This is a genomic window from Azospirillum sp. VT-I1, assembly GCF_055698305.1.
The window spans coordinates 852,914-864,586 of record NZ_CP168802.1 but is presented as its reverse complement, the minus strand read 5'-3'; the positions used below and the strand labels follow the sequence as shown (position 1 = coordinate 864,586).

The 11,673-nt window shown below is 68.7% G+C and carries 9 protein-coding genes; 3 read left to right on the top strand and 6 right to left on the bottom strand.

Annotation, left to right across the window (positions count from 1 at the left end; translation table 11 throughout):
• Positions 1 to 90: 90 nt before the first annotated feature.
• From AB8P05_RS17890 to AB8P05_RS17865, 6 genes are all read right to left on the bottom strand, one after another.
• Positions 91 to 1,863: an N-acetylglutaminylglutamine amidotransferase gene (locus tag AB8P05_RS17890; RefSeq protein ID WP_472759617.1), complete on the bottom strand. Its 1,773-nt coding sequence runs from the start codon at positions 1,861 to 1,863 to the stop codon at positions 91 to 93.
• Between the two features lie 224 nt (positions 1,864 to 2,087).
• Positions 2,088 to 3,560: a mechanosensitive ion channel domain-containing protein gene (locus tag AB8P05_RS17885; RefSeq protein ID WP_472759616.1), complete on the bottom strand. Its 1,473-nt coding sequence runs from the start codon at positions 3,558 to 3,560 to the stop codon at positions 2,088 to 2,090.
• Positions 3,561 to 3,670: 110 nt separating this feature from the next.
• Positions 3,671 to 4,162, bottom strand: a complete 492-nt coding sequence (locus AB8P05_RS17880; RefSeq protein ID WP_455173772.1) for a BLUF domain-containing protein — start codon at positions 4,160 to 4,162, stop codon at positions 3,671 to 3,673.
• A 183-nt stretch (positions 4,163 to 4,345) separates the two neighbouring features.
• Positions 4,346 to 6,100 carry a thiamine pyrophosphate-dependent enzyme gene (locus AB8P05_RS17875; protein ID WP_472759615.1) on the bottom strand — a complete coding sequence of 585 codons (1,755 nt, stop codon included), beginning with the start codon at positions 6,098 to 6,100 and terminating at the stop codon, positions 4,346 to 4,348.
• A gap of 81 nt (positions 6,101 to 6,181) precedes the next feature.
• A complete protein-coding gene (locus AB8P05_RS17870; RefSeq protein ID WP_472759614.1) occupies positions 6,182 to 6,892 on the bottom strand; it encodes an extensin-like domain-containing protein in 711 nt (236 codons plus the stop codon).
• Positions 6,893 to 6,902: 10 nt separating this feature from the next.
• Complete coding sequence (locus tag AB8P05_RS17865; protein ID WP_472759613.1) at positions 6,903 to 7,397, bottom strand: GFA family protein; 495 nt, start codon at positions 7,395 to 7,397, stop codon at positions 6,903 to 6,905.
• Positions 7,398 to 7,839: 442 nt separating this feature from the next.
• Here AB8P05_RS17865 and AB8P05_RS17860 point away from each other — a divergent pair, with 442 nt between their 5' ends.
• From AB8P05_RS17860 to AB8P05_RS17850, 3 genes are read left to right on the top strand one after another with little or no spacing between them, the layout of a single operon-like run.
• A complete protein-coding gene (locus AB8P05_RS17860) occupies positions 7,840 to 8,319 on the top strand; it encodes a (2Fe-2S)-binding protein (RefSeq protein ID WP_472759612.1) in 480 nt (159 codons plus the stop codon).
• Positions 8,316 to 9,326, top strand: a complete 1,011-nt coding sequence (locus AB8P05_RS17855) for an FAD binding domain-containing protein (protein WP_472759611.1) — start codon at positions 8,316 to 8,318, stop codon at positions 9,324 to 9,326. Before AB8P05_RS17860 ends, AB8P05_RS17855 begins: the two co-directional genes overlap by 4 nt.
• Positions 9,323 to 11,605, top strand: a complete 2,283-nt coding sequence (locus AB8P05_RS17850) for a xanthine dehydrogenase family protein molybdopterin-binding subunit (RefSeq protein ID WP_472759610.1) — start codon at positions 9,323 to 9,325, stop codon at positions 11,603 to 11,605. Before AB8P05_RS17855 ends, AB8P05_RS17850 begins: the two co-directional genes overlap by 4 nt.
• Positions 11,606 to 11,673 lie beyond the last annotated feature (68 nt).

The window sequence follows — 11,673 nt, the reverse complement described above, 5'->3', positions numbered from 1 at the left end:
TATTCGGAAAACATCCCGGGGCGCGGATCGGTCCCGCGCCCGGATGCCCCGGCGGAGCCATTGTTTGGTATGGAATGGCCGGACGGGCCGTCAGAGGCCCTGTTCCTGGAACCAGAACTCCAGCAGCGCTACCTGCCACAGCTTCGACCCGCGCAGCGGCGTGATGTGGCGTTCCGGATCGGCCAGCAGCCGGTCCAGATAGTCGCGCCGGAACAGGCCGCGCTCGCGCGCCGCCGGAGCGGCCAGCACGTCGCGCACCAGCTGCAGGAAGGGGCCGCGCAGGTATTTCAGCGCCGGCACCGGGAAATAGCCCTTCGGGCGGTCGATCACCTCGGCCGGCACGACGCGGCGCGCCGCTTCCTTCAGGACGTATTTGCCGCCGTCGGCCAGCTTCATTTCGGCCGGGATGCGGGCGGCAAGCTCCACCATCTCGTAGTCGAGGAAGGGCACGCGCGCTTCCAGCCCGGCGGCCATGGTCATGTTGTCGACCCGCTTCACCGGATCGTCCACCAGCATCACCGTGGTGTCGAGCCGCAGCGCCTTGTCCACCGGCCGCTCGGCGCCGGGCATGGCGAACTGCCGCTCCAGCCAGCGGCGGGAATGGTCCTCGCCGATGAAGCGGGGGTCGAGGGCGTCGGCCATCTCCGCATGGTCGCGGTCGAAGAAGACGCGGGCATAGTCGCCGACGGCGTCCCTGCTCTCCAGCAGCGGCGGATACCAGTGATAGCCGCCGAACACCTCGTCGGCGCCCTGCCCCGACTGCACCACCTTCACCTGTTTCGCCACCTCCTGCGACAGCAGGAAGAAGCCGATGTTGTCGTGGCTGACCATAGGTTCCGACATCGCCCGCACGCAGTCGCGCAATTCAGGCAGGGCGCGGGCGGAATCGACGAAGATGCGGTTGTGGTCGGTGCCGAAATGCTTTGCGACGATGTCGGAATACTGGAACTCGTCGCCGCGCTCGTCCCCGACCGTCTCGAAGCCGATGGAGAAGGTCTTCAGCCCGCTCTGCCCGTTTTCGGCCAGCAACGCGGTGATGAGCGAGCTGTCCAGCCCGCCCGACAGCAGGACGCCGACCGGAACGTCGGCGACCAGGCGGCGGCGCACGGCGAGGGTCAGGGTCTCCAGCACCAGCTCGCGCCAGTCGGCGAAATCGCGGCCCTCGTCGCCGGCCTGCGGCCCGAAAGTCAGCGACCAGTAGCTGTGTTCGCGCCGGGTGCCGTCCGGCTCCACCACCAGCACGGTGGCGGGGAGCTTGCGCACGCCCTTCAGGATGGTGTGCGGCGCCGGGACGACGGCGTGGAAGCTCATGTAATGGTGCAGCGCCACCGGGTCGATGTCGGTGTCGATGCCGCCGGACGCCACCAGGGCCGGCAGCGAGGAGGCGAAACGCAGACCGCCGGGAATGTCGGCGAGATAGAGCGGCTTGATGCCCAGCCGGTCGCGGCCCAGCACGACGCGGCCGCTGTCGCGCTCGTGGATGGCGAAGGCGAACATGCCGTTCATGCGCTTGACGAAGTCCGGCCCCCAGGCGTGATAGGCCTTGATCAGGACCTCGGTGTCGCCATCGGAGAAGAAGCTGTAGCCGAGCCCGGCCAGCTCCTCCCGCAGTTCGCGGTGGTTGTAGATGCAGCCGTTGAAGACGATGGCGAGACCGAGGGACGAGTCCACCATCGGCTGCTGCGATGCCTCGCTGAGATCGATGATCTTCAGCCGGCGATGGCCGAAGGCGACGCGGCCATGGGCGAACAGGCCGTGGCCGTCCGGCCCGCGCGCCGCCATCCGGTCGCACATGGCCTGGACCGCCGCCGTGCTGGCGGCCTCGCCGGTCTTGAAACGAATCTCACCACTCAGTCCGCACATCGGCTGTCGAGCCTCCTCGTTGGTTCAGGACGAAGGGGCGCTCGACCCGCAATCAGGGCCAAACACCGGGGGCGCCGGCTGCGGAATGCGGCCGCCACCCGTTGGGAGCGATCATTGGATGCCGGCCCTCCTCCCGCTCGATGCACCACCGGCACCCGCGCGGCATAACGGTTGGCGGCGTCCAAGGTTCCCGGACGGGGGCTTTTGGGAGGGGCAGCGTCCTCTCAGAGCTTGAAGAAGTTGCGCAGCCGGGCCAGCAGCGCCTGCGATTCCACCGGCGGCGGCGGGGCGACGCCCTGCTGGCGGTTGCGCTCGGCGGTGTTGCGGGTCTGGCGGTCGGCCATCAGGTCGGCCAGCCGCTCGGCCAGTTGGGGACGCTGGCGCAGCACCGGGTCGAGGTGGCTGCGCGCCAGTTCGTACACCACCGCATCGGTGCAGGCGACGACCGAGGCGCTGCGCGGCTGGCCGGTCAGCAGGGACATCTCGCCGAACAGGTCGCCCGGCCGCAGGCGGGTCAGGTGGATCACGCCGGGACGCTGGCCGTCATTCGGAATGATGGGGGCGGCGTCGGTGGAGCTGGGCGCGGCGACCTGGACGTCGAACACGCCTTCGGCGATCACGAACAGCGATTCGCCCGCCTCGCCCTGCCGGACGGCGGCAGTGCCGGCGGGAAGGTAAAGCTCGCGCATGGCCTGGGCCAGCGCTCCGACCTCCTCGTCGTCGAATGCGTCGAAAAGCTCCAGCTGGCGCAGCAGGCTGTGCCGCAGCACATCGGTGTCGGGCGGGACGGGCTGGCGGCGGCGGACCTCCTGCTTGGGACGGGCGGGCTCGATCCCGGCGCGGGCGAGGTTGGCCAGCACCCCGGTCAGCACGGCATCGCGCACCAGCGACACCCGCCCGCCGTCATCCGTCCAGAAGCGCGCCAGATAGGTGATGCCGTTGGGCGTCACCCCCTCCACGATCACGTCGGGCCGTGGAATCGGCAGCACGCCGTCGGCGCAGAGCATGGCGGACAGCAGGATGCGCTTGGCGCGCTCCACCGGCAGCTCGTGATCCAGCAGGATTGGCACGCTGGCGCGGAAGGAGGGGTTGGGACGGCTGAAATTGACGAATCGGCTGCCGGCGACGATGCCGTTCGGCACGATGACCGCGGTGCCGTCGCTGGCGATCAGGCGGGTGGCGCGCCAGTTGATCTCGTCCACCCGGCCGGCCACGCCGGGCGACAGCTCCAGCCAGTCGCCGATGCGGTAGGGATGCTCGATGTTCAGCGCGATGCCGGCGAAGATGTCGGCGATCATGTTGCGCAGCGCGAAGCCCAGCACGGCGATGGCGACGCCGGAGGTCGCCAGAAGGCCGGTCACCGGCTGTTCCAGCACGAAGGCCAGGATCGCCAGAACCGCGACGCCATAGACGAAGAAGCGCAGCAGGTCGGCCAGCAACCGCGGGATGCGCGGCGGCCGGGGCAGGCCGTCCGGGCCGGTGCCGCCGTTGCCGGCCGCCAGCAGGTCGATCAGGCGCGCGCCGCCCCAGGCCGCGACCAGCCATGCGGCCGAGGCGACCGCGATGTCGAACCCGGTGCTGAGCGACCGGCCGACGATGGGCTCCATATGGCCGTGCAGCCAGGGCTTGGCGGCGGCCAGGGCGGCCAGCAGGGCAAGCAGCAGTGCGGGTGCGGACAAACGCCGCAAGGCTTTCATCGGACGGGGTTCTCCTCGGCGGCCGGCCACCCTTGGCCGGGCGAGGTGCGACGATGTCACAGACACGCGCCATCCCGTCAAGCGGTCAGTGCTTCAGCGTCTTCCGGCGTTCAGGCGCCGACCGGCTGCCGGGCCGGGTAAGACAGCCCCATTACGAAGTCGCCGATCACCGGATCGGAACCCGCGACCTTGCCGGCGAAGGCATAGGCCCGGCACAGCACGGCCAGCGCCGTTTCTGGATCGCAGCTTTTGCGTCGGAACGCGTCGCCGCTGCGCAGGCCGGCGAATTCGCCGTCCCAGAAATCCGGGTTGTCCAACGGCCCGAAATTCATCGCCCAGAAGCCGAAGGAGCGTTCCGGCTGCTCCCAGCGGCCGAGTACGGCGAGGTTGCGGTGCCGCTCGTCCCTTGAGATGCGGGCGAACAGGTCGCCGACGGCATCCGCCTCCCCTTCCAGCACCTGAAGGAAGGTGCCTTCATGTTCGATCAGGAAACCCGTTACGCCAAGACGCCGGTTGTTTGAAGAGCTTCGCACACAAATGTCTGCCAGCGCCGAGAACGGCAACAGAGCGACGGCATCACTGCGATAGAGAAGAGTGAGCATCGGTTTCCTCCCCGCCCCCCTATGGGAAGAATGGGGGGAAACTGACAATCAGTAACCCTTTCTTTCGTCGATTCAGTGTCGCAGCCGACGGATATATCCGGGATGGCGGTGAGGCGGATTGTCGCCCGCCGCCATCCCGGACTTGACGCCGCTCGGATGATTTCTCCTCAGATGATCATCCCTTCAGATGATCTCCCGGGCGCGATCCTTGAACACGGTGGCGGCGATCTTCAGGGCGTCGGGGGTGCCGCGGGCAAGCGCCTCGGCGAAATGGGCGGCCTGCTTGGCCTTCACCTTGGGCGGCATCGGCGGCTCGTTGGTGTCCACCAGGCAATCGACCACCACCGGACCGGGATGGGCCAGTGCGGCGTCGAGGATTGCGCCGCAATCCTTGGGGTCGCGGATGGTGAAGCCCTTGCCGCCGCAGGCTTCCGCCACCTTGGCGAAGTCGATGGGGTGCAGGTCGCAGACATATTCGGGATTGCCCAGCATCACCATCTGCTCCCACTTGATCTGCCCGAGGGAGCTGTTGTTGTTGATGATGACCTTGACCGGCAGATTGTACTTCACCGCCGTCACGAAATCAGCCATCAGCATCGAGAAGCCGCCGTCGCCGACATAGGCGATCACCTGCCGGTCCGGGTAGGCGATCTGCGCGGCGATGGCATAGGGCAGACCCGGCGCCATGGTGGCGAGATTGCCGGACAGGGAGTGCATCTGGCCGCGCTTCACCGGGATCTGCCGCGCCCACCATGTGGCGATGGTGCCGCTGTCGCAGGCGACGATGGCGGTGTCGGACAGCCGCTTGCCCAGCTCCCACGCCGCCACCTGCGGCTTCATCGGCATGTCCTGGCGGGTGCCGCGTTCCTCCATCAGGCGCATCCACTCCGCCTTGCCGGCCTGCGCCTTCTCCAGGAAGCTGCGGTCCTCGTGCCGCTGCACCCGCTCGGTCAGGATGTCCAGCGCCAGCCGGCAGTCGCCGACCAGCCCGGCCTCCACCGGATAGCGCAGACCGATGCGGGCGGCGTCGATGTCGATCTGGATGCCGCGGGCCTGATCCGGCTTCGGGTAATATTCGATGTAGGGGAAGGTGGAACCGGCGATCAGCAGCGTGTCGCAGGTCTCCAGCGCGGTCTGCGACGGCTCCGTGCCCAGCAGCCCGACCGACCCGGTGGTGTAGGGGCTGTCGTCCGGCACCGCCGCCTTGCCCAGCAGCGCCTTGACGATCACCGCCCCGGTCTTTTCCGCCAGCCGTTCCAGCTGGTCGCCGGCCTTCAGCGCGCCCTGCCCTGCCAGGATGACGATCCGCTTGCCGGCGTCCATGATCTCCACCGCACGCCGCATCTCCTCCTCCGACGGGACCGGCAGTTCCGGGGCGAACAGGGCGGTGTTGTGGCCCTTGACGTTGCGCGGCGCCCGCATGTCGTCGCCGGCCGCCTGATCCTGCAGATCGACGGGGATGGTGATGTGGGCGACGCCACGGTGGGCCAGCGCGGTGCGGCAGGCCAGTGTCGCGATGTTGCGGACATGGGCGGCACCCATGATGCGCTGGTTGAAGACCGACACATCCTGGAAGACCTTGTCCAGTTCCACGTCCTGCTGGGTGTGGGTGCCGACGAGGTCGTGATACTGCAGGCCGGTGATCGCCAGCACCGGCTGGTGGTCCAGCTTGGCGTCGTAGAGGCCGTTCAGCAGATGCAGCCCACCGGGGCCGGAGGTGGCGAGGCAGACGCCGAGCCTGCCGGTGAACTTGGCATAGCCGCAGGCGGCCAAGGCGGCGGCCTCCTCGTGCCGGACCTGGATGAAGCGGATCTCGTCCTTGCGCTGGCGCAGGGCCTCCACCACGCCGTTGATGCCGTCGCCGGGGATGCCGAAGACGGTGTCCACCCCCCAGTCCACCAGGACGTCCACCAGGATGTCGGCTGCCGTGCGTGCCATGGGTCCTCTTCCTTTGCCGGGTCATGTCGTCTTGTGCCCAGCAACAGGAGGCCGATGGGGCGGTTCCCTCGACGCCCCCGCTCAACGGCAGGTGCTGAAGGCGCCCATGTCCAGGTGGAAGTGGTTGCGGTGAGCCTCGTTGTAGTCCGGCCCCAGCACCACGTCGAAGAAGCGGCAGGCGCCGTCGCGCACGTCGCGCAGGAAGGCGGCCTTGCGGCCGTCACCGCTGCTTTTCCAGTCGTTCAGAACGCCGATCCGCGTGCCGTCAGCCAGCACGAAGCCGCCGAGGTCGATGGCGTTGGCGCTGGCATGCTCGCTACGCCGCCCCTCCGCCCGGCCATAGACGTTGCGGCAGGCATAGGTGCCGAGATGCTCCACCCGCGCCACCGTCTGGCCGAAATGCTTCTGTGCGGCCGGCTGCAGGGCGTGCGTCTCGAACAGCGTCCAGGCGGCGGCGAGCCCGCAGGTGGCGATGAAGCCGCTGCTGAAGGTGATGTCGGAGCGCGAGACCCGCACCACCCCCTGCAAGGCGCAATTCTCATCGGATGGACGGTCGGGCATGGGGGTGAAACGCATGCCGGTGTTGCCCAGCGCCGCCCGGCACTGCTCGGGATCGCGTTCCAGCCGCGACAGCTTGAACCCGGTCAGCCAGTCCGGCTCCGCCCGCAGGTCGAGTGGCGCCCAGGGATCGTAGCGCGGCGGCACGACGATCAGCCCGCCCCAAACCGCGGCCGCCGCCCCGGCCAGCGCCAGCAGGACCAGCAGCGCCAGCCATCGCAGCAGCCTTGCCATGATGGGCCGTCTAGCGGTCCAGCAGCCCGTGGCGACGGTGCCAGTCCTCCAGCGATTCCTCCGGGTATCGGGCGAAATGCACGTCGTTCGGGCCGTTCGGCACCTCCACCCAGGGCGCCTTGAAGTCCAGCATGATGTGAACCCGCTCCGGCGGGGTCGGCAGCGGCGTGTCGATGGCCGAGGCGAAGGGATGGACCAGCTCCGGCCAAGCCGGATCCTCCGCCCACAGCGCGGTGCCGCAATGCTTGCAGAAATGCCGGTGCGACGGGCCGAGCGGGGTATGGCCCGGATGGTCGGGGTCGTCGAGGGGCGCGCGCCACATCTCCACGGCCTCGCGCCCCTCGACCTCCAGCGTGTCGGCATCGCCGCCCAAATTGATGGCGTAACCGCCGCCGCCGGCACTCTTGCGGCAGATCGTGCAGTAGCAGTGCATGTAGGGCACCGGCGTCGGCGAGTTCAGCGTGAAGCGGACGGCGCCGCAGCGGCAGGAACCGGAAAGCTTCATGGCAGGGATCTCCGGGAATCTGTGCCCTCTCCCGCCCCGGGAGAGGGAGGGGACCCACCGAAGGTGGGGAGGGTGAGGGGATTCCAAGAATCCCGGACCGCATGGCGTCGTGCCGAACCCCTCACCCTTCCCACCGCTACGCGGCGGGCCCCGAGGTCGCTCGCAAGTCTCGCGACCGCATTCCACCTACAACTGCGTTGCAGTCGTCCGACCTTCGGCCGTCGGTTCCATGCCCTCTCCCGGGGCGGGAGAGGGGCTGATCCGCCAGCCAAGGGAACGCAGCGGAAGGGCGGCTGTTACCCCCTGCGAGCCAAGACACGCCGCCGCGCCCCCCAGTGGCCCGCGGCGCCCCCTGCCAGCAGTCGGAGCGGTCATGTCCCAGCCAACAGGCCCAGCATCCCGGGGCCATGCCCACACGCAGCCGGCGCCTCCGCCGGAAGCGATGGAAGTCACCCTGACCCTCAACGGCAGCCGCCGGACGTTGCACGTCGCCCCCTGGACCAGTCTGCTCGACGCGCTGCGCCTGCATCTCGACCTGACCGGCACCAAGAAGGGCTGCGACCATGGGCAATGCGGCGCCTGCACCGTGCTGGTCGACGGACGGCGCATCAACTCCTGCCTGACTTTGGCGGTGATGATGGAGGGGCGGACCGTCACCACCATCGAAGGGTTGGCCAGCGGCGACACGCTCCACCCGCTGCAGGAAGCCTTCGTCGAGCATGACGCCTTCCAGTGCGGCTATTGCACGCCGGGGCAGATCTGCTCCGCCGTCGGCATGCTCGAGGAAGGCCATGCCAGGACCGACGACGACATCCGCGAGCTGATGAGCGGCAATTTGTGCCGCTGCGGCGCCTATCCCAACATCGTCGCGGCGATCCGTCAGGTGATGGACGCGCAACCGAAGGACGGGGGCACGCCATGAGAGCCTTCTCCTACGACCGGCCCGGCAGCGTCGATTCGGCGCTGCGCGGCGTGGCGGGGCAGCCGGGCACGACGACCGAGGCGGCGGTGAAGTTCGTCGCCGGCGGCACCAACCTGCTGGATTTGATGAAGGCAGACGTGATGCGGCCCGAACGGCTGGTCGACATCTCGCGCCTCAACCTCGACCGGATCGAGGAAACGGAAGGTGGAGGGCTGCGGCTCGGCGCGCTTGCCCGCAACGCCGACACCGCTTACGACGAACGGGTGCAGACGCGCTATCCGATGCTGTCCAAGGCGATCCTGGCGGGGGCGTCGGCGCAGCTGCGCAACATGGCGACCAACGGCGGCAACCTGCTGCAGCGGACGCGCTGCTACTACTTCTACGACACCGGCACCCCCTGCAACAAACGGGAGCCGGGGACCGGCTGCGGCGCGCTGACCGGGGTCAACCGCATCCACGCCATCCTGGGTGCCAGCGACCATTGCATCGCCACCCACCCGTCCGACATGTGCGTCGCCCTGGCGGCGCTGGAGGCGGTGGTGCGCGTCAGCGGCCCGAAGGGGGAACGCACCATCCCCTTCGCCGAGTTCCACCGACTGCCCGGCGACACCCCGCACATCGACAGCACCCTGGCCGCCGACGAACTCATCACCGCCATCGACCTTCCGGCGGAGAGCTTCGCCAAACACTCCACCTACCTGAAGGTGCGCGACCGCGCCTCCTACGCCTTCGCGCTGGTGTCGGTGGCGGCGGCGCTGGAGATGGATGGGCAGACGATCCGCACCGCGCGGCTGGCGCTGGGCGGCGTCGCCCACAAGCCATGGCGCGACCCGGCGGCCGAAGCGGAACTGACCGGCAAGCCGGCCTCGCTGGAGACATTCGCCGAGGCCGCACGCGTGCTGCTGCGCGACGCCAAGGGCCATTCCCACAACGCCTTCAAGATCGGACTTGCCGAGCGCGCCATCGTCCGGGCGCTGGCCGAAGCCGCCGGAGTGGAGCACCCATGATCGCCAAACCGAGCATCCCCGATCCGCTGGACAATCCCAAAGGATCTTCGGGGGCCCAGATCGGCAAGCCCGTCAGCCGCGTCGACGGCCGGCTGAAGGTGACCGGCGGCGCCAAATACGCCGCGGAGTTCAACACGCCCGGCCTCGCCCACGGCTATATCCTGTCGAGCGCCATCGCCCGCGGGCGCATCCTGCGCATGGATACGTCCAAGGCGCTGGCCCTGCCCGGCGTGTTCCAGGTCTTCACCCACGAGAACCGGCCGAGCCTGCCCTGGTTCGACCGCAAGTGGAAGGACGACGACGCGCCCAAGGGCTCCCCCTTCCGCCCACTGTACGACGCGACGATCCACCATTCGCTGCAGCCCATCGCGCTGGTGGTGGCGGAGAGCTTCGAACTGGCGCGCTACGCCGCCCGCCTGATCCATGTCGTCTATGAGGCGGAGGAGCATCAGACCGACCTGCACAAGGCGCAGGCCAAGGCCTTCACCCCCGGCAAGGACAAGGGCGGGTTCCAGCCGCCGCCGAAGCCGCGCGGCGACGCCGACCGCGCGCTGGCGGAGGCGGAGGTCAGCATCGACCTGCATTTCACCCAGGCGGTCGAGCACCACAATCCGATGGAGATGCACGCCTCCACCGTCATTTACCACAATGACGGCACCCTGACCGTCCACGACAAGACCCAGGGGCCGCTGAACACCCAGACCTATGTCTGCAACGTCTTCAACCTGTCGAAGGACGCGGTGCGGGTGATCTCTCCCTTCGTCGGAGGTGCCTTCGGCTCGGGGCTCAGGCCGCAGCATCAGCTGTTCATGGCGGTGCTGGCGGCGACCACGCTGAAGCGATCCGTGCGGGTGGAGCTGTCGCGCCCGCAGATGTTCAGCTTCGGCCACCGGCCCGAGACGCTGCAGCGCGTGGCGCTGGGCGCCCGCAAGGACGGCACGCTGACCGCCGTCATCCACGAGGCGGTGCAGGAGACCTCACAGAGCGAAAACTATGTCGAGGTGGTCGTCAACTGGTCGGGCCAGCAGTACCGGTGCGACAATGTCCGGCTGGACTACAAGCTGGCGCGGATGGACACCCACACCCCGCTCGACCAGCGCGCCCCCGGTGCGGCCACCGGCGTCCCGGCGCTGGAAATCGCCATGGACGAGCTGGCGGCCAAGCTGGGCATGGATCCGCTGGAACTGCGGCTGAAGAACTACACCGAGGTCGATCCCAACACGGACAAGCCCTTCTCCAGCAAGGAGCTGCGCGCCTGCTTCACGCAGGGGGCGGAACGCTTCGGCTGGCACAAGCGCACCCATACCCCGCGGTCGATGCGGGAGGGGCGGCAGCTGATCGGCTGGGGCATGGCGACCGGTGTGTGGGACGCGATGCAGGGGCAGGCCGCGGCGTCGGCCCGGCTGGGCATCGACGGGACACTGACGGTGGGCAGCGCCACCGCCGACATCGGCCCCGGCACCTATACGGCGATGACGCAGATCGCCGCCGACATCCTGGGCCTGCCCATCGACAAGGTGTCGTTCCAGCTGGGCGACAGCAACCTGCCAATGGCGCCGCTGCAGGGCGGCTCCTGGACGGTGTCGTCCGTCGGGTCGGCGGTGAAGGCGGTCTGCGACCGGCTGCGCGGCAAGCTGGCCGGGCTGGCGGTGGGGCTGAACGACGGGCCGCTGAAGGGGCTGAAGGCCGACGATCTGGTCTTCGCCGACGGCTTCCTGATCGCCAAGGCCGACCCGTCCTGGCGCATGTCGATCACCGAGGTGATGCGCGCCAACGACCTGCTGGTGCTGGAGGACGAGGCGCGCTCCATCCCCTATTACAAGTCGCAGATGCAGCATGCGCTCGGCACCCACTCCGCCGTCTTCGCGGAGGTGCGGGTGGACGAGGATCTGGGCACCGTGCAGGTGACGCGGGTGGTCAGCGCGGTCGCCGCCGGCCGCATCATCAATCCGAAGACGGCGCGCAGCCAGGTGCTGGGTGCCGTGGTGTGGGGCATCGGCATGGCCCTGGAGGAGGAGTCGATGACCGACCAGCGGCTCGGCCGCTTCATGAACCACGACTTCGCCGAGTATCACATCCCGGTGAACGCCGACGTCCACGACATCGACGTCATCTTCGTCAAGGAGCATGACGACATCGTCAACCCGCTGGGCGCCAAGGGTGTCGGCGAGATCGGCATCGTTGGCGTCCCCGCCGCCATCGCCAACGCCATTTACCATGCCACCGGCAAGCGCCTCTGCGACCTGCCGATCACGGTGGACAGGATTTTGGGGGCGTAGAGAGCATAAATCTCCCTCTCCCCGCTTTCGGCGGACCGAAGGTCCGCCTGTCGCGTCAGCGCAAACGA

Coding starts and splice junctions, on each gene's coding strand:
- AB8P05_RS17890 (WP_472759617.1), bottom strand. CDS start 1,863: ATGTGCGGACTGAGTGGTGAGATTCGTTTCAAGACCGGCGAGGCCGCC.
- AB8P05_RS17885 (WP_472759616.1), bottom strand. CDS start 3,560: ATGAAAGCCTTGCGGCGTTTGTCCGCACCCGCACTGCTGCTTGCCCTG.
- AB8P05_RS17880 (WP_455173772.1), bottom strand. CDS start 4,162: ATGCTCACTCTTCTCTATCGCAGTGATGCCGTCGCTCTGTTGCCGTTC.
- AB8P05_RS17875 (WP_472759615.1), bottom strand. CDS start 6,100: ATGGCACGCACGGCAGCCGACATCCTGGTGGACGTCCTGGTGGACTGG.
- AB8P05_RS17870 (WP_472759614.1), bottom strand. CDS start 6,892: ATGGCAAGGCTGCTGCGATGGCTGGCGCTGCTGGTCCTGCTGGCGCTG.
- AB8P05_RS17865 (WP_472759613.1), bottom strand. CDS start 7,397: ATGAAGCTTTCCGGTTCCTGCCGCTGCGGCGCCGTCCGCTTCACGCTG.
- AB8P05_RS17860 (WP_472759612.1), top strand. CDS start 7,840: ATGGAAGTCACCCTGACCCTCAACGGCAGCCGCCGGACGTTGCACGTC.
- AB8P05_RS17855 (WP_472759611.1), top strand. CDS start 8,316: ATGAGAGCCTTCTCCTACGACCGGCCCGGCAGCGTCGATTCGGCGCTG.
- AB8P05_RS17850 (WP_472759610.1), top strand. CDS start 9,323: ATGATCGCCAAACCGAGCATCCCCGATCCGCTGGACAATCCCAAAGGA.